This is a genomic window from Caldicellulosiruptor obsidiansis OB47 (assembly GCF_000145215.1).
GTDB classification, from domain to species: Bacteria; Bacillota; Thermoanaerobacteria; order Caldicellulosiruptorales; family Caldicellulosiruptoraceae; genus Caldicellulosiruptor; species Caldicellulosiruptor obsidiansis.
This window is the reverse complement of record NC_014392.1, coordinates 1,226,553-1,245,576: the sequence shown is the minus strand read 5'-3', so window position 1 is coordinate 1,245,576 and position 19,024 is coordinate 1,226,553. Positions and strand designations below refer to the sequence as shown.

The 19,024-nt window shown below is 34.2% G+C and carries 15 protein-coding genes; 2 read left to right on the top strand and 13 right to left on the bottom strand.

Annotated elements, in window-relative coordinates:
- Positions 1–3 precede the first annotated feature (3 nt).
- Both COB47_RS05660 and COB47_RS05655 read right to left on the bottom strand, forming a co-directional pair.
- The gene (locus tag COB47_RS05660; RefSeq protein WP_013290420.1) at positions 4–966 is read right to left on the bottom strand and encodes an AEC family transporter; all 963 of its coding nucleotides are present in this window, start codon (positions 964–966) and stop codon (positions 4–6) included.
- A gap of 89 nt (positions 967–1,055) precedes the next feature.
- On the bottom strand, positions 1,056–1,673 hold the full coding sequence (locus COB47_RS05655; protein ID WP_013290419.1) for a hypothetical protein: 618 nt from the start codon (positions 1,671–1,673) through the stop codon (positions 1,056–1,058).
- A gap of 150 nt (positions 1,674–1,823) precedes the next feature.
- On the opposite strand from COB47_RS05655, the gene COB47_RS05650 reads away from it, so the two are divergent.
- Both COB47_RS05650 and COB47_RS05645 read left to right on the top strand, forming a co-directional pair.
- Entirely contained in the window at positions 1,824–3,026 is a 1,203-nt protein-coding gene (locus COB47_RS05650) for an FprA family A-type flavoprotein (RefSeq protein ID WP_013290418.1), read from the top strand.
- An 18-nt stretch (positions 3,027–3,044) separates the two neighbouring features.
- Positions 3,045–4,226 carry an NAD(P)/FAD-dependent oxidoreductase gene (locus tag COB47_RS05645; RefSeq protein WP_013290417.1) on the top strand — a complete coding sequence of 394 codons (1,182 nt, stop codon included), beginning with the start codon at positions 3,045–3,047 and terminating at the stop codon, positions 4,224–4,226.
- A gap of 25 nt (positions 4,227–4,251) precedes the next feature.
- Here the strand turns inward: COB47_RS05645 and uvrA are convergent, their stop codons facing one another.
- The 11 genes from uvrA to purM form a co-directional block, all read right to left on the bottom strand.
- Positions 4,252–7,080, bottom strand: coding sequence for an excinuclease ABC subunit UvrA (gene uvrA, locus COB47_RS05640; RefSeq protein WP_041742726.1), 2,829 nt, complete (start codon positions 7,078–7,080; stop codon positions 4,252–4,254).
- A gap of 29 nt (positions 7,081–7,109) precedes the next feature.
- Complete coding sequence (uvrB, locus tag COB47_RS05635) at positions 7,110–9,098, bottom strand: excinuclease ABC subunit UvrB (RefSeq protein ID WP_013290415.1); 1,989 nt, start codon at positions 9,096–9,098, stop codon at positions 7,110–7,112.
- Positions 9,099–9,177: 79 nt separating this feature from the next.
- The gene (locus COB47_RS05630; protein WP_013290414.1) at positions 9,178–9,741 is read right to left on the bottom strand and encodes a lytic transglycosylase domain-containing protein; all 564 of its coding nucleotides are present in this window, start codon (positions 9,739–9,741) and stop codon (positions 9,178–9,180) included.
- Positions 9,738–10,337 carry a dephospho-CoA kinase gene (gene coaE, locus COB47_RS05625; protein ID WP_013290413.1) on the bottom strand — a complete coding sequence of 200 codons (600 nt, stop codon included), beginning with the start codon at positions 10,335–10,337 and terminating at the stop codon, positions 9,738–9,740. The genes COB47_RS05630 and coaE overlap by 4 nt, the downstream gene beginning before the upstream one ends.
- Positions 10,324–12,876, bottom strand: a complete 2,553-nt coding sequence (polA, locus tag COB47_RS05620) for a DNA polymerase I (RefSeq protein ID WP_013290412.1) — start codon at positions 12,874–12,876, stop codon at positions 10,324–10,326. The genes coaE and polA overlap by 14 nt, the downstream gene beginning before the upstream one ends.
- Positions 12,873–14,165, bottom strand: a complete 1,293-nt coding sequence (locus COB47_RS05615; protein WP_013290411.1) for a hypothetical protein — start codon at positions 14,163–14,165, stop codon at positions 12,873–12,875. The genes polA and COB47_RS05615 overlap by 4 nt, the downstream gene beginning before the upstream one ends.
- Positions 14,166–14,280: 115 nt before the next feature.
- On the bottom strand, positions 14,281–14,439 hold the full coding sequence (rd, locus tag COB47_RS05610; protein ID WP_013290410.1) for a rubredoxin: 159 nt from the start codon (positions 14,437–14,439) through the stop codon (positions 14,281–14,283).
- Positions 14,440–14,520: 81 nt separating this feature from the next.
- Positions 14,521–15,783, bottom strand: coding sequence for a phosphoribosylamine--glycine ligase (gene purD, locus COB47_RS05605; protein ID WP_013290409.1), 1,263 nt, complete (start codon positions 15,781–15,783; stop codon positions 14,521–14,523).
- Positions 15,784–15,805: 22 nt separating this feature from the next.
- Positions 15,806–17,347, bottom strand: a complete 1,542-nt coding sequence (purH, locus tag COB47_RS05600; RefSeq protein ID WP_013290408.1) for a bifunctional phosphoribosylaminoimidazolecarboxamide formyltransferase/IMP cyclohydrolase — start codon at positions 17,345–17,347, stop codon at positions 15,806–15,808.
- Positions 17,344–18,000 (bottom strand): phosphoribosylglycinamide formyltransferase, encoded by a 657-nt coding sequence (gene purN / locus COB47_RS05595; protein WP_013290407.1) that lies wholly within the window; start codon positions 17,998–18,000, stop codon positions 17,344–17,346. Before purN ends, purH begins: the two co-directional genes overlap by 4 nt.
- Entirely contained in the window at positions 17,997–19,022 is a 1,026-nt protein-coding gene (purM, locus tag COB47_RS05590; RefSeq protein ID WP_013290406.1) for a phosphoribosylformylglycinamidine cyclo-ligase, read from the bottom strand. Before purM ends, purN begins: the two co-directional genes overlap by 4 nt.
- Positions 19,023–19,024: the final 2 nt, after the last annotated feature.

Below are 19,024 nucleotides of genomic sequence, written 5' to 3'. Positions count from 1 at the left end.
TTATTATATACGATAATATAAAAACACTAATAAAGGAATTGTTATAAGCGAAAAAATGGTTGTTATAAATATTGTCCGTGTTGCATAGTGGCTATCACCATCATACCTATAAGAAAGCACAGAGCTTATTATAGCTGTTGGCATCCCAGTTTGAAGTATAATTATGAGTCTTGTAAAATTGTTTATCGGCAAATATTTTGTAAGATACATAATACCAAGTGGTAACAAGACCATTTTGAATAATGTGATTGCATAGGCTGATGAGGTTTTTAATGTCTCTTTAAATGATATTTCTGCCAGCAAACATCCAATAAAAAACATTGAAAGGTAAATTGTGGTCTTCCCAAATGGATTTAAAGCATCATAAATGGTCAAAAATATCTTGTCATATAAACTTTTCACACCAGCCGGTAATACTCCCTTTATCAGATAAATAATAAATGCCGAAAACACAGCAATTGAATTTGCATTTACAAAGCCAAATTTAGTTTTTTCACGATTATGTCGAGTTATTATTAAAAGTCCTAAGGACCAAGCTAAAAAATCATGCATGATATTATAACTTGCAGCAAAGAAAACACCTTTTTCGCCAAATATTGAGTATAACAAAGGATACGACAAAAATCCTGTATTACCGAAGGCAGAACAAAAAATATGAGTATAAAAAGTCTTTCCTTTTAACCTAAATAAATATCCCGTTATGTAACCAAGTAAGAGCAAAATCATAATTCCAGCAAAAGCTGAAAGTATCAAAGTGAAAACATTCCTTAATACCTGTCCAGAGAAAGGTTGACTACTTATCGTAGTAAAAAGCAAAATAGGTGCTGTCACTTTTACAATAAGTTCGCTTACAGAGTCTTTTACTACATTTGAAAATAGCTTGAGCTTTGTTCCCACAAATCCTATGAATATAACAGAGAAAAGAAACAGTAAATTTTTCAAAAGAATCAAAACTTCCTTATTCATTGCCGCCAAAACCTTTCTAAAAATAAAAAATACACTCTTAAATATTCAAGCTCTATTATATAAAAAAAAGTGCCTTTTTACAAGGCACTTTATTCTGTAATCTCTATTTCTTCAACTTCTTGTAAGTTATTTGCAAGTGAGTTGAGTTTTTCTTTCATTTTATTCATCACTTCTTTTGCAACATCAGCAGAGTATTTTTCCATCGCAAAAACAGGTGCTGTTGTTGGAGTTGATGCTTTTACTATTCTTATAATTTTAAGTTGAGGTTTATCCTGTGTAGTAGGGCGAACTTTAGACCCCATTAAAATATAATCTGCATATCCCTGTTTGAACACTCCAATTACTACTTCTTCATATGGCTGCGATAAAATCTTTGAAGATTCTGAAACTTTAATCTGCATAGGAATAATCTGAGTTTTTCCATCTTTGCCTGTGGTATATAGCTGATCTAAGTTTGAAAACACTACGTTTGCACCTTCAATGGGTAGACCAGTTTTGCTGTCAACAACCATAACCTGCAAATAACCTTTCAGACCCTCAACTTTAGAAACCTGCTCAGATACTGGTACAGATGAATTTTTTTGGAGTTCTGTAGAAGTTAATTTTGAACTTTCAAGACTTTTGTTGGAAATTATTCCTACCAAAGCTATAACAAAGATAGCTAAAATTGTAACAGCTAAAAATCTGTTTGAAACTTTGCTGAGCATATCTTTATTATCTCCCTTACCAAATAATGTTTCTACTAAAATATATTATTTAAGTGCATTTTCTATCACTAATTTGTTTACCAAAAAAAATTAGGGTATAAATAATTTCGAATACCAAGAATCATCCTTAGAAAGCGGAGGGAAAGAAAAATGCATACTAAACTAAGAGATGGAGTTTTCTCTGTCGGTGTACAAGATCCAGACTTGAGGATATTTGATATCGTTATGTACACTAAATACGGAACTACCTATAATTCTTATTTGGTTATTGGAAGTGAAAAAATAGCTTTAATTGAAAATGTTAAATATAAGTTTTTTGAACAATTTTTAGACAACATAAAAGAGATTATCTCACCAGAAAAAATAGACTACTTGATAATAAACCACACAGAACCAGATCATTCAGGGTCAATTGAGAAACTTTTAGAGCTAAATCCCAATATAAAGGTCTTTGGCAGTAGTACAGCAATAAAATTTCTGAAAAAGATCACAAATAAGGACTTTGAATTTCAAGTTGTAAATCACAACGACCAGATTTCGCTTGGAAATAAAACTCTAAGATTTATTTCTGCACCTTTTTTACACTGGCCTGATTCTATTTATACGTATTTGGTAGAAGACAAAATTCTATTCACCTGTGACTCGTTCGGTTGCCATTTTAGTACTGAAAACCTTGATATAAACTGGGTTATGCAAAACGACAAAGAAGGCTTTATGGATGCTTACAAGTACTATTACAACGTCATTATGTCACCGTTTAAAAGTTATGTTCTGCAAGCAATAGATAAAATAAAAGATTTAGAAATTGATATAATTGCTCCGGGACATGGTCCTATATTAACAAATTATAAAGATGACCTTATCTCCTTATATAAGTCATGGTCTGAAAAGCTTTCAGAAAAACCATCAAAGCCCTATGTCGTAATAGTATATGTATCGGCATATGGGTATACAGAAATGCTTGCAAAAAAGATTGCAGAAGGTATCCAACAAAGTGGTGTAGATGTTCTTGTATACAACGCAATTGAACACAAGCCAGAAGAGATTGTAGAAAAAATATACTTTGCAAGTGGCGTGCTTTTTGGTTCGCCAACCATAAATTCGGATGCCTTGCCTCCTATTTATGAGATACTAATAAGACTAAACCCTATTGTGCATGGTGGAAAAGTGGCAGCTGCATTTGGTTCATATGGATGGAGCGGTGAAGCTGTGCCAAACATTGAAAGCCGTCTAAAACAGATAAGATTAAAAGTTGTCCTGCCCGGGTTAAAGGTCAATTTTAAACCAAACGAAGAGGAGTTAAAAAAATCATTTGAATTTGGTATACTATTTGCTGAAAAGATAAAAGAATAAAAAGCTGGTGCATATACAATGGAAAAGTATGACATTGTTATAATTGGTGGGGGACCTGCGGGTGTAACCGTTGCTGAACAAATAAGAAAAGAAAACAAAAATGTATCAGTTTGCATACTAAGTCAGGAGAAGGTTTTGCCCTATTACAGATTAAAACTTGGATATTATCTTCAAAATCCCATAGACGAAAAGTTCTTTTTAAAATCTTCAGATTGGTACAAAGCAAACAATATAAGATTGATGCTGAATAGTAGAGTCAAAGAGTGCAATTTCGAAGAAAAAGTTGTGTTCTCAGAGACCAAAAAGATACATTGGGATTTTCTTGTTATTGCCTCAGGGTCAAAACCTTACCTTCCTGAGCATCTGTTAACTGAAAAGACACAAAACTTTGTGTTCACTTTCAGAAACTATAATGATTTGCTTTTGCTCCAAAAAAGGTTATCACAGGTCAACAAAGTTGTAATTGTTGGTGCTGGGCTTTTAGGATTAGAACTTGCATCTGCACTTGAGGGTAAGAAAATAACAATAATTGAGCTGAGCGAAAGGATATTGCCAAAGCAGTTGGACGAAGTTGCTTCATTTCTGTTAAAAGACTATGTAGAAAAAAAAGGAATTGAAATTATTTTAGGTACCAAAATTAAAAATATTGAAACTTATCACAATGGATTAGAAATAGTACTTTCAAATGGTCAACCAATTTATTGTGACATACTCATTTTTTCGGCAGGAGTTGTGCCAAACACTGAGTTTATAAAGTCACCTGAGAATATTTTGAATAGCATAAAGAGAATTGAAGTTAATTACAAAATGCAGACCAAGATTTCAAACGTGTATGCTTGTGGTGATGTTGCCCACATTGATGGTCAGAATCCAGGAACCTGGACGTTTGCTTTAGAAAGTGCAAAAATAGTTGCAAAAAATATTTTGGGATTTGAAACCTTCTATCAAAATATGCCACTGCCATATTTCTTAAAAGCGTTTGGGCTTGAGATTGTTTCTGTAGGTGATATGCAAAATCTGCAAGATGCAAATATACTTGAATTTTTAGACAAGAGTAAAATGATTTACAAAAAGTTTGTGGTAAAAAACGACAAGTTAACCGCCTACCTTCTCTTAAATAACACCAAAACACATTTGCAGCTTTCTAAGTTTTTAAATAGTCATGTTGACATAAAATTGCTAGAAAACCTTTTGAAATAAAAAGCGGAGCTGGCAAACGCTCCGCTTATTTTTTAGCATAAATCCTATCTTTCAGGATTTCTTTTAAAAACATACCTGTATATGACCTTTCGCACATAGCCACTTCCTCGGGACTGCCACACACAACTACCTCGCCGCCTTTATCACCGCCCTCCGGTCCCAAATCAATTATATAATCTGCTACTTTAATAACATCAAGATTATGTTCAATTACAATTACCGTGTTGCCCATATCCACAAGTCGCTGAAGAACAGCAATTAACTTATTGACATCATCCATGTGAAGACCTGTTGTAGGCTCATCTAAAATATACAAAGTCCTTCCAGTTGCTTTTTTAGAAAGTTCTGTTGCAAGCTTTACTCTCTGAGCTTCTCCACCAGACAGAGTGGTGGAAGGCTGACCCAGCTTTATATAACCAAGTCCTACATCATAAAGTGTCTGAAGCTTGGATTTTATCCTCGGTATGTTTTTGAAAAATTCCAGCGCCTCTTCCACTGTCATCTCAAGCACATCGGCAATAGTCTTATCCTTGTACTTTACCTCTAACGTCTCTCTGTTATACCTTTTCCCTTTGCACACATCGCACGGTACATATACATCAGGTAAAAAATGCATTTCTATTTTTATAATACCATCACCTGAGCAAGCTTCACATCTCCCACCTTTCAAGTTAAAGCTAAATCTTCCTGCCTTATAACCTCTGAGCTTTGCCTCGGGCGTTTGGGCAAAAACTTCCCTTATATGATCAAAAACACCTGTGTAAGTCGCAGGGTTTGACCGTGGAGTTCTTCCTATAGGGGACTGGTCTATATTTATAACCTTATCAAAATGTTCGAGGCCAATTATCTCTTGAAACTTACCTGGTTTTTCTTTTGACTTGTTCAAAATTGCACTTGCTGCCTTATAAAGTATCTCGTTCACAAGAGTGCTTTTGCCAGAGCCCGAAACACCGGTAACACAAGTAAAAAGCCCAACAGGAAAGCTTACATCAATATTTTTGAGATTGTTTTCGCTTGCACCTTTTATAGTAAGCCATCTACCATCAGGCTTTCTTCTTCTCTCAGGTATCTCTATTCTTTTCTTGCCTGAAAGATACTGTCCTGTGATAGACTCTTCACACGAAATTATATCACCCAATGTCCCTGCAGCAACCACTCTTCCACCATGCTCACCTGCTCCAGGTCCAATGTCTACAATAAAGTCAGCTGACCTTATTGTGTCCTCATCATGTTCCACAACAATTAGCGTGTTGCCAAGGTCTCTTAGTTTTTTGAGAGTTTTTATTAGTCTGTGATTGTCACGCTGATGCAATCCTATACTTGGCTCATCAAGAATATACAAAACTCCAACAAGTCCAGACCCAATCTGGGTAGCAAGTCTTATTCTCTGTGCCTCTCCGCCAGAAAGTGTGCTTGCCGAACGTGAAAGAGTTAAATAATCAAGACCTACATCTATTAAAAAGTCTAATCTTGCCAAAATTTCTTTTATTACTGGCTGGGCAATTACTCTATCCTTACCCTTAAGGTTGAGGCTCTGAAGAAATTCTTTTGCTTGCAATACTGTCATGTCAGCAATATCTGCTATAGATTTTCCCTCTATCAAAACAGCCAAAGCCTCTTTTTTGAGTCTTTTACCTTGACAATCGGAGCATGTAAATGTGCTCATATACTCTTCAATCTCTTGCTTGACATACTCTGACTGGGTTTCCTTGTATCTTCTTTCAAGGTTATTTACAAGCCCTTCATATTTCGCAAAGTATATACCACGTGGAGTATAAATTTTTATCTTCTCCTCACCTGTTCCATATAAAAAGATATCCAAAATTTTTTTGTCCAGTTTTTCAACAGGAGTATTTAGACTGAAATTATACTCTTTTGCAAGTGATTCCAAAATCATTCTCGCATATGAATTTGTCTCAGTAAAGTTCCATCCATTTATTGTAACCTGACCTATGGGAATAGATTTGTCAGGAATCAACAGCTCAGGGTCAACCTTTTGCAAATAACCAAGTCCCGTGCACGTTGGACATGCACCATATGGTGTGTTGAATGAAAAAAGACGTGGAGTTATTTCTTCATACGAAACTCCACAGTCTACACATGCAAAGTTTTGTGAAAACACAATCTCATCTCCATCAACAATAGATACATTTACAATCCCACCTGCGAGCTGAAGCGCTGTTTCTATTGAACCCGCAAGTCTTGATTCTATCCCCTCTTTTACTATGAGCCTATCTACAACGACATCAATATTGTGCTTTTTGTTCTTATCAAGTCTTATCTCTTCTTCAAGTTCATACACAATACCATCTACTCTAACTCTTGCAAACCCACTCCTTCTTAAGTCCTCAAATAGCTTCTGGTACTCACCTTTTCTTCCTCTTACAACCGGTGCAAGTACTTGAATCTTTGTACCCTCTTTAAGTTTCAATACCTCATCCACCATCTGGTCAACTGTTTGTTGGGAAATAGGTTTCCCACAAATATAGCAGTGAGGCTTACCAACTCTTGCAAATAAAAGTCTCAAATAGTCGTAAATCTCAGTAATTGTTCCCACTGTTGAACGTGGATTTTTGGAAGTAGTCTTTTGGTCAATTGAAATAGCCGGGGACAATCCTTCAATATAGTCTACATCTGGTTTTTCCATCATTCCTAAAAATTGTCTTGCATAAGAAGAGAGAGATTCAATATATCTTCTCTGTCCTTCTGCATAGATAGTATCAAAAGCCAAAGACGATTTGCCAGAACCAGAGATCCCAGTAAAGACTATGAGTTTGTCTCGAGGAAGTACCAAGTCAATATTTTTGAGGTTGTGTTCCTTTGCACCTTTTATAACTATATACTCTTTTGACATCTTCTTTTCTCCTCCAAGCAATAAAACCATTAAAGAAGTTTCTTCAGCTCAAATATTTTGTCTCTTACTTTAGCAGCTTTTTCAAATTCAAGTTCTATAGCAAACTTTTTCATTTCCTGTTCAAGCTCCTTGATATATTCTTCTATCTCTTCTTTTGTCATATTCTTTATAATGTCTTTTTCCACAACTTCATATTTCTCTTCTTCTTCTTCAGCTACAGAAACTGTCGCTTCAATTATCTGTCTTATCCCTTTTCTAACAGTCTGAGGTACAATTCCATATTTCTGATTGTATTCTATTTGAATTTTTCTTCGTCGATTTGTTTCATCAATAGCTCTTTGCATAGCATTTGTGATTCTATCTGCATACATTATAACCTTTCCATCAACATTTCTTGCAGCCCGGCCAATTGTCTGGATAAGCGAAGTCTCTGACCTCAAAAAACCTTCCTTGTCAGCATCCAAAATTGCAACAAGTGACACCTCAGGAAGGTCAAGACCTTCTCTAAGCAGATTTATCCCCACCAGCACATCAAACTTGCCAAGCCGTAAATCTCTGATAATCTGCATACGCTCAATTGTGTCTATGTCTGAATGCATATATCGGACCCTGATTCCCACATCTTTTAAATAGTCAGTAAGGCTTTCAGCCATCTTTTTGGTAAGGGTAGTGACAAGTACTCTCTGGTTCTTTTCCACTCTTTTTCGTATCTCACCAATTAGATGGTCAATCTGACCTTGGACAGGATGAACCTCAATTTCAGGGTCAACAAGCCCTGTCGGTCTTATAATCTGCTCAACAATGCGTGAAGACTTTTTGAGTTCATAAGGCCCGGGTGTTGCACTTACAAAAATTACTTGGTTGAGCTTTTCTTCAAATTCTTCGAATGTCAACGGTCTGTTATCATACGCAGATGGAAGTCTAAAACCATATTCAACAAGAGCATCTTTTCTTGCTTTGTCACCATTGTACATAGCTCTTACTTGAGGTATAGTAACATGTGACTCGTCAACGAACATTATGAAATCCTTTGGAAAATAATCAAGTAGGGTATACGGCGGACTTCCTGGCGGCCTGCCAGTTAAGTGCCTTGAATAGTTCTCTATCCCCTTGCAAAAACCCATTTCCTGAAGCATCTCTATGTCATAGCGCGTTCTCTGCTCTAACCTCTGAGCTTCAACAAGCTTCCCCATACTTCTTAGTTCATTTAGCCTTTGTTCAAGTTCTTCTTCTATACTTTTTATCGCTCTTTTTAACTTCTCAGCTGTTGTTACATAGTGAGATGCTGGAAATATTGCAACATGATTCCTTCGCCCAATTATCTCACCTGTCACGACATCAAATTCTGTAATCCTTTCTATTTCATCTCCGAAAAATTCTATTCTTATTGCCCTGTCCGTATTAGAAGCAGGGAAAACTTCAAGTACATCCCCTCTTACTCTAAATCTGCCTCTTCGAAAGTCAACATCATTTCTTTCATACTGCATTCTTATAAGTTCTCTTATGACCTCATCTCTGTCTTTTGTCATGCCAGGGCGCAAAGAAATAGTAAGATTTAAATAATCTTCAGGACTACCCAAACTGTAAATACAGGATACACTTGCAACAATTATAACATCTCTTCTTTCAAATAAGGCAGATGTAGCTGAATGTCTCAGCTTGTCAATCTCTTCATTTATAGACGAATCTTTTTCAATATATGTGTCAGTCTCCGGGATATAAGCTTCAGGCTGATAATAGTCATAATAACTCACAAAGAATTCCACTGCATTTTCTGGGAAAAATTCTCTAAACTCACTACAAAGCTGTGCAGCTAAGGTTTTGTTATGTGCCAAGACAAGTGTAGGTCTTTGAACATTCTCTATGACCTTTGCCATTGTAAATGTCTTGCCCGACCCAGTAACACCTAAAAGGGTCTGAAATTTTTCGCCTTTTAAAATTCCTTCTGTTAACATCTCTATTGCTTTTGGCTGATCACCTGTTGGTCTAAAGTCTGAAACAAGCCTAAATTTTTTCATCTTCAATCACCAAGTTTTATTTTATCTCATTCATCCTCAAATTTCAAACGTATGTTTGGAAATCTATGCTACAGTTTCTTCAATAATCTTTATATTTGAATGCCTTTGGATAAAGTTTTTTGTACATCTCGTAACTCTTAAAAACCTTTTTTACAAAATAGTTTGTCTCTTTAAAAGGAATTTCTGTTATTTCAATGGTGTTTCTTTTTCTAATTGAAAGCCATTTATTTACATTTGTCATACCTGCATTGTAAGCTGCAACTGCAAGCTTTGTATCACCAGAGTAGTAGTCTATTAGATATTTTATATACCACGAACCAAGCCTTATATTGTAATCAGGGTCGTAGAGGCTATCTTCTAAATATTCTGTTTTAAGCTTTTGAGCAACCCACTTTGCAGTTGGAGGTGAAAGCTGCATAAGTCCAACAGCACCTTTTCTTGAAACTGCATATTGGTTAAAGTTACTTTCAGATTTTATTATTGCACATATCAAATATGGATCTACTCCTATTTCCGTGCTATATCTACTTATACTTTCAGAAAACTTCAAAGGATATATTTGCTTCAGAACAAAAAAATAAAATCTTTCAAAGAATAAAAGAAAAACAAGTAGCAAGACTATTATAACAACCTTCTTCTTCAAATCAACCCATCCTCTTTTAGATATTTTCTTATTACACTTTTTAACTCTTCAATGTCAAAATTATTCACTATAACCCTGTTAGCAAGATTCTTATAGCTCTCTAATATTTTCTGCCTTTCTAAAAAAGATTTTATCTCTTTTTCACTCCATCCATTTCTTTTTATTATTCTCTCAACCAATACATCTTCTTCTGCCTCCACAAACCATACAACCGAACAGAGTTTGTGGAGGCCTATCTCAAATAAAAGTGCAGCATCTATAACCGTATGGCATCCTTTCAAGACCTCTAAAACTAAGTAGCTTACCCTTTCAAAAATAAATGCATGGGTTATTTTATTTAAAATCTCAAAACGTGATCTGTCGGCAGTAACTAAAGTTCTCAACTTGTTTCGGTCTATTTTCCCTGATACCAATATTTCTTTCCCAAAAACATCAGTCAATTTCTTCTTGAGTTCTTCGTTCTCTTCCAAAAGTACATGATATTCTTTGTCAACATCAATTACCTTAAAGCCGTAATTTTGTGCTAATATACTACTGATAGTACTCTTACCTGAACCCATCTTCCCTGTAATTCCCAAAACTTTATTTTGTCTCATACCAGTTCAGTCCTTCTTTCACCTCAACTACCAGAGGCACTTTTAAAGCTACTGCATTTTCCATTTCTCTTTTTACTATTTCTTTTACTATATCCTTTTCTTCGTATGGAGCTTCAATTAAAAGCTCATCGTGTACCTGCAAAATTATTTTTGATTTAAGATTATTCTCCTTGAGCTTTTGATACACTTTAATCATTGCCAATTTCATGATATCAGCAGCGCTGCCCTGAATTGGCGAATTCATTGCAATCCTTTCGGCATAGTTTCTTGCATTCCTGTTTGCAGATTTTATGTCCTTTACATATCTCCTTCTGTTGAATAGGGTTAAAACATATCCGTTATCACGAGCAAATTTGACAATATTATCTAAATACTCTTTAACTTTAGGATAACGTTCAAAATACCTGTTTATAAACTCTGCAGCTTCTTTCCTGGAAATCTTAATATCCCTTGCAAGTCCATAATCAGAAATCCCATAAACGATACCAAAATTTACTGCTTTAGCTTGACTTCTCATCTCTGGGGTAACATCGTCTATATCTACACCAAAAACCTCAGCTGCTGTCTGCGAATGGATGTCAACGTTATTTTTGAAGGCATTTATAAGTCTCTCATCTTCAGAAATATGAGCAAGTATTCTCAGTTCAATTTGTGAATAATCCGCATCAATCAGGACATGCCCTTCTTCAGGTATAAAAACCTTTCTTATTAATCTTCCTTCATCGTATTTCACAGGTATATTTTGTAAATTAGGATCACTACTTGCAAGTCTTCCTGTCGCTGTGCCTGTTTGGATAAATGTTGTATGGACTCTGCCTGAAGAAGGATTTATTGCCTGGAGTAATCCTTGACAATAGGTTGTTAGTATCTTGGTATACATCCTGTAATCCAAAATAAGAGGAACTATTTCATGTTTGTCAAAAAGCTCTTCTAAAACCTCAGCATCAGTGGAATATCCTGTTTTTGTCTTTTTTATTACAGGAAGTTTTAATTTCTCAAACAAAATGTAAGAAAGTTGTTTGGGTGAATTTATATTAAACCACTCACCTGCAATTTGATATATCTGCTTCTCAAGATTTAATATTTTGCTTTCAATCTCCTTAGTATACTGAAGTAGTGCATCTCTGTCTACCTTAAATCCTGCTTTTTCCATCTCGTATAGAATAGGAATAAGAGGACGTTCTATATTTGTATACACAAACTGGCATGAATTTAAATCAATTAAGCTTGAAAGTTCGTCCCATAATCGTTTCAAAAGTATTACCGATGTTACTTTTTTATCCTTTTTCACAGCTGCTAAGTCGGTATTTAAGTAGGATATAAACAATGTTTCCAATTCATATGAACTTCTTGTGCTGTCAAGAACATAAGAAGCAATCATTACATCCTCACAATTTCTGATATTATCTGTGTTCTCTAAGTAGAGTTCATGAAATATATTTTTCAAATCATATACAATTTTTACAGATTCACTTTTTAAAATCTCCTCTACTAAATGTCTTTCTTCTGTTACAAACACAGTATTACTTTCTTGGTCGTATAAATAAAAACATTTTTCTTCTGGCACAAACATTAATGAGATATCTTTTGATCTTATCTGTGATATTCCTTCAAGCTTTTTTTGCTCTACATCGTGAATATTAGTTAGCTGTTGAACAAACTCAACTTGAACCTCTTCTGACAGCCCTAACCGTTTTATTATACTCTTGAATTCTAATTGGAGTAAAATTTCATATAATCTTTTCTTGTTCCACTCTCTTGTTCTTAAATCCTCAAGTTTAATATTTAATGGTAAATCACATACAATTGTCGCTAAACGCTTGGATAAAAACGCAATGTCTTTGCTAGCCTCTAATTTTTCACGTATAGAACCTTTGATGTTATTTAGATTTTGATATATCTCTTCCAAAGAGGAATACTCCTCCAAAAGTTTTTGAGCACTCTTTGCCCCAATTCCTTTTACCCCTGGAATGTTATCTGATTGATCTCCAACAAGCGCTTTATAATCCGGTACTTGATTTGCCCAAACTCCATATTTTTCTTTTACATTCTCTGCAGTATATAAATCTTCTGTTGTTTTATCAAATTTTGTTGAAACAATCTTCACAACTACGTTTTTATCTAACAACTGAAGAGTATCCTTATCACCAGTAATAATAACAATATCTAAATCAGTATTTTTGAACATGTTTACAAGCGAGCCAATTACATCATCCGCTTCATAACCTTCAAACTCAATAATTGGAATATTAAGAGCATAAAGAATCTCCCTAACATAAGGGATTTGTACTTGAAGATTATCTGGCATAGGTTTTCTGTTAGCTTTGTATTCTTCATATTCGCTTTTTCGTGCCTGTCTTCCTTTCTTATCAAATGCAACTGCAACATAATCAGGATTCTCTTGCTCTAAATATTTCAATATTACATTTATAAACCCATAAATAGCATTTGTAGGAATATTACTCGAAGTTGTCAGTTCAGGAAGAGCAAAAAAAGCTCTGTATAAAATACTGTTACCATCAAATATAACTAATTTCATTTCAAGTCTTCCCTTCTAATAATTCTTAAAAATTCTTCTTTTCTAAATGAATAGTTGTTTTTATAAAAATACTTGCGTTCAAAATCATAGTATAGAAACAATAAAGCTTTTAAATCATTACTCATTTTATGATAACTTAAATCTTCATAGTAGTGGAAGAGAAGTCTGTACAGTTCATAACAAATATATATTGTGAGGACTTCATTTGGATATATTTCATTTTCAAAATTTTTATCAAACTCTTTTATGTTTTTCAAAGTTTCATCTGAAAAGAATTTTTTGCTTTTTATAACATACCACTCTATATCATCAACAAATTTCTCAACAGAAGCTTTTATTTCTTCTCCTGTCAAAGAACAAAGTTTAATATAAAGAAGCAAAACATAGGGTAGATGATAATAAGTTTTCATTGAGGTTAACATAAGATTTTTATTGTAAAAATTAAAATAAATATTTTCATTTGAGGCTAATATTTCTATGTTTTCTTTAAGATTTAAAATTTCACTCTTCTTAAGCTCACTTAAAACATTTAAATAATAAAAACTGGAGGATTGTAACGAGGACGTATAAGAAAGATTATAGTTTATAACTTTTCTGGGCAGATAAAAAAAGCAAAATTTCGATACTTTTGCTGGAACAACAAACGAAAATTGATATCTTGTTGCAATATCTATTTTTGAATATCTCATAATATCTACAGTACCAATATACATTGGACTTTTTGCTGATTCTAAATCAAGTCCAACTTCAAAAAATTTTAGCTTCTCATTAAAGTTTTCAACACAATCATAAATGGAATTTCCTCTCTGAAATTTGATTTCTATTTTTATATTTGAACCTTTTTTTATTTCAGAAACCGAGAGCAAGTTTTGATAACAAAAACTCTCTGTACCTTCATCTATCCAAAAAGAATTGAAAAATCCGATACATAAAAGTTTTTCTTTTAACTTTGTCGCAAATCTTAAATATCTTTCTTTTAGCTGCAAAATACCATAAATTTTTAATAGAAAAAACGAATTGTTAGATCTCAAAAGTATCATCTGTATATTCGAGTTGTTGCAAACAAGACCTTTTTTACCTTTCTGGAGTTTTGGCATAAAAACAAGTTCAGCATTTTGAAGTTCTAAAGCTATTCCTATATTGTTGACTTCACAATCATCGGTAAAAAAGAAATTTACAGAAAAACCATCCACGTCATTTATAATTTGATAAGAGATCTTTTTTAAATCTCTGCCAGCCTGTGTAAAAACATCGTTCAAAAAAATATATGAAGGAGTATTTACAAGCATTGTTTTTATACCTCTTTTATATTCCTATAGAATTATTATATACCATAAAAATACCCTAAGTCATCTTCATAAACTCCCAGAGATGACTTAGGGTACTCCAAACAACTTATCAAACTTATTTTTTTTCAAACATATCCTTGCCTACACCGCAAATAGGACAAACCCAATCGTTAGGTAAATCTTCAAACTTTGTTCCCGGCTCAATACCGTTTTCCGGGTCTCCATTTTCAGGATTGTATTCGTATCCGCATATACTGCATACCCAAATCTCCATTTAAAATGTTCACTCCTCTTTTAAGAATTTTAAACTGTCAAATAATTTATACCTCATTTTTCTTCTTTTAAAACAAAAATTTCACTCAATCTCTTTATCTCCAATATCATTTCTGTAAAATATATTCTCAAAATAAATCTTTTTTATCTCTTCATATACTTTTTCTTTTGCCTCTTTTAAAGTTTTTTCTATTCTTACTACATTCAACACCCTTCCACCAGCTGTTTTTACCTTGCCATTTTCTTTCTTTGTATTTGCATGAAATATTATTGTCTTTTCATCAAGGTTTTCTAATCCACTTATTTCAAACCCAGTTTCATATTTGTCAGGATAACCTTTTGAAGCAAGCACCACACATAGAGAATAATCCTGGTTAAACTTTGCCTCAATACCTTTCAAATTTCCTTCCCTTGCCTTAACCATTATCTCCATAAGCTCACTATTCATAAGTGGCAAAATTGTCTGGGCTTCTGGGTCCCCAAAACGTGCATTAAACTCTAAAACCTTTGGCCCCTCTTCTGTTAAAATAAGTCCTCCATACAATACTCCCTTGAAAGTTCGTCCTTCCTTTCGCATACCATATACTGCTCTTAACATTATGTCTTCTAATATATTTTCAAAAATAGCTTTATTGACAAGTTTAGATGGTGAAAAAGCCCCCATCCCACCTGTATTTGGACCTTCATCACCATCAAATGCCTTTTTATGATCTCTTGCTGTTGTGAGAGGAACAATATCTTTTCCGTCAGAAACAACAAATACTGAAACTTCTTCGCCCACAAGATAATCTTCAATAACTATCCTGTTGCCTGCAGTTCCAAAAACTCTTTCTTTCATAATGAGATTCAAAGCTTCTATAGCATCTTGCTTAGTTTTTGCAATAATAACACCTTTACCCAAAGCAAGCCCATCTGCTTTTATCACAATTGGATACTTAGATGTTTGATTTACAAACTTGTATGCATCTTCATAGTTGGTAAACACCTCATATCTTGCAGTTTTAATTCCATATTTCTTCATCAAATCCTTTGCAAAAGCTTTACTGCTTTCTATCATTGCAGCATCTTTTGTAGGTCCAAAAGTCTTTACACCAAAGGACTCAAGATAGTCAACAATCCCGTCAGCCAGTGGATTGTCAGGACCAACAATCACAAAATCTATTTTTTTTTCTAAACAAAAATCTTTTATCTTTTCAAACTCATTTACTTTAATATCAGTGCATTCAGCTATTTCACTTATTCCTGCATTGCCCGGAACACAGAACAACTCTTTGTAACCTTCATTGTATATTTTCCATGCAATTGCATGCTCACGCCCACCATTCCCAATAATTAACACTCTCATAGCTAAAATATCACCTCTTTATTTAATGCCTAAAATGTCTTATGCCTGTGAATACCATAGCTATATTAAATTTATTTGCCATTTCGATAGAATCCTTGTCGCGGATAGACCCCCCTGGTTGTATAATAGCGCTAATTCCCGCTTTACCTGCAGCCTCTACACTGTCTGAAAATGGGAAAAATGCATCAGATGCAAGCACTGATCCTTGTAAATCAAAACGCGATCTTGAAATTGCATGTTCAACAGCCCATATTCTATTTGTCTGACCCATTCCAATGCCCAGAGTCATTCTATTCTTTGCTATTACTATAGCATTCGATTTTACATGTTTTACAACTTTCCAAGCAAAGATTAAATCTTCCAATTCCTTTTCCGAAGGTTTTCTTTCTGTGACAACCTGAAGCTGGTCTGCAAGAAGCATTCTATCCTTTTCTTGTACTAAAACACCACCATTTACAGATTTAATATCATAGAAAGCTTCAGTTCTCTCCAAAGAAGCCAATTTTAAAATCCTCAAATCTTTTTTAGAACATAGAATAGAAAGAGCATCCTCATCAAACTCTGGGGCAATAACAATTTCAAGAAAAATCTTTTTGAGTTGCTCTGCTGTGTCCTTGTCAACCTTTTTATTAAAAGCAACAATGCCACCAAATATAGACACTGGGTCACTTTCATATACCTTCTTGTAAGCATCAAAGATATTCTCTGCCGATGCTACCGCACATGGGTTGTTGTGCTTTATAGCAACGCATGTAGGTTCATCAAACTCTTTCAAAAGCTCTATAGCACTGTCACTATCAAGGATATTATTATATGAAAGTTCTTTGCCATGAAGTTGAACGCAGTTCACAATATTTGAAGTTTCAATAAATGGTAATGATATTTTATAGAAAGATGCCTTTTGATGAGGATTTTCACCATATCTTAAGCTTTGCAAAAGTTCTAATGGAACTGTAAAATGTTTTGAAAACGTCTGATCTTTTCGCACATGTTTGAAATAGTTAAAAATCATTGAATCATAATATGAGGTATACTCGAAAACTTTTGTAGCAAGATAAAATCTTGTCTCAAGAGAAACCTCTCCATTTTTTTCTATTTCCATTGCTACTGTATCGTAATCTTCAGGGTCAACTATTACCGTTGTGTATTTAAAATTTTTTGCAGCCGCTCGAATCATAGTAGGTCCGCCTATATCTATATTCTCTATAACCTCTTCAAGCTTAACATTCTTTTTGAAAATAGTCTCTTTAAAGGGATAAAGGTTAACTATAACCATGTCGATTGGTAGAATATCCAATGCCTTTAAAGTTTCTAAATGTTCTTTATTATCCTTTATTGCAAGAATTCCTGCGTGAATATTTGGATGAAGAGTTTTTACTCTGCCATCCAAAATTTCTGGAAAACGGGTCACGTCAGAGATGTTTATAACCTCAATCCCATTTTCGGTCAAATACTTCATAGTACCGCCCGTTGAGATAATGTCATATCCAAACTCTTTTAGCTTTTTTGCAAATTCCACTATCCCGTTTTTATTGTAAACACTTATAATTGCTCTCTTGTTCATATTTCAATTCCCACCTTTTTTAAGATTTCCTTGTCCTTTATAATAACTTTCCTACCTACAACTTCTATTTTATCTTCACAAAGAAGCTTTATAGCTAAAGGATATATCTTCCATTCAACCTCCTCAAGTACCCTCTTTTGGAGGGTTTCAGGAGTATCATCATCTTTTACATATATAGCTTTTTGCAATATTATTGGTCCACCGTCTGGTACTACATCAACAAAGTGAACTGTTGCACCTGTTACCTTCATTCCATACTCTAACACGCTTCTATGCACGTTTATACCGTACATACCTTTTCCACCAAATGCCGGAAGCAAGGAAGGATGAATGTTTATAATTCTGTTTTTGAACTCTTCTACAAAATATTCGGAGAATATATAAAGGAAACCTGCTAAAATGACAAAATCAATTTTTTGACTTTTAAGAAAGTTTACAAGATACTTTTCATACTCCAAAGAAGAGGAAAAATCTTTTTTAGATATATAAATTCCCTGAATATTGTTTTTTCTTGCTCTTTCAAGCGCATATGCATCTTTTTTGTTGGATATAACGCAGGAAATTGTAGCAGGAATTTCCCCAACTTTTATTTGGTCAATGATGGCCTGAAGGTTAGAACCTGAACCTGATACAAATACAGCTAACTTTTTCATCTTAGGACAACTCCGTCTTCACCTTTTTGAATTGTACCTATCACCCATGCCTTTATTCCTTCTTGCTCTAATATCTTCAACGTTAAATTTACATCTTCTTTGGAAACTATTAGAACCATACCTATTCCCATGTTAAATGTTGAAAACATCTCCTTTTCTTCTACTTTCCCATGTTCTTGAATCAACTTAAATATAGCAGGAACTTCCCAGCTACCTCTTTCAATAACAGCAGAGTAACCTTTCGGAAAAGCTCGGGGTATGTTTTCAAAAAATCCTCCACCAGTTATATGAGCTATTCCTTTAACTTTTACCTTTTCAAGCACTTTCAAAACAGGTTTTACATATATCATTGTTGGTCTCAATAGTTCTTCACCAAGTGATACTCCAAGTTCTTCATATACCTTTCCAAGCACTTTGGGGTCATCATCTATTCCAAAAATTCTTCTTACAAGTGAATAACCATTACTATGAACACCGCTTGAAGCAAGACCAATTAATACATCTCCCGTAGTTACATCTTTGCCATACACCGCTTTTTGCTTTTCTACAATCCCAACTGCAAACCCTGCCAAATCGTACTCATTATCTTTGTAAAATCCTGGCATCTCAGCAGTCTCCCCGCCTACAAGTGAACAGCCAGCCATTTTGCAACCTTCCACAATACCTTTCACAATACTTGCAACTTTGCTACTGCTTAGTTTTCCACATGCAATATAATCTAAAAAGAAAAGAGGTGTTGCTCCATGACATAAAATATCATTCACACACATAGCAACACAGTCTATTCCAACTGTATCATGCTTATCAAGATAAAATGCAATCTTCAGTTTAGTACCAACTCCATCTGTACCAGAAACCAAGATATATTCAGAACTTCCAATATTCAATAGATACATACTCCCAAAACTACCTATGTCAGTAATAACATTTGAATCAAAAGTTTCTCTCGCCAAACCTTTAATTAAATTCACTGCTTTGTAGCCTTCTTCAATGTTCACACCTGCATCTTTATATGTGGTCATTC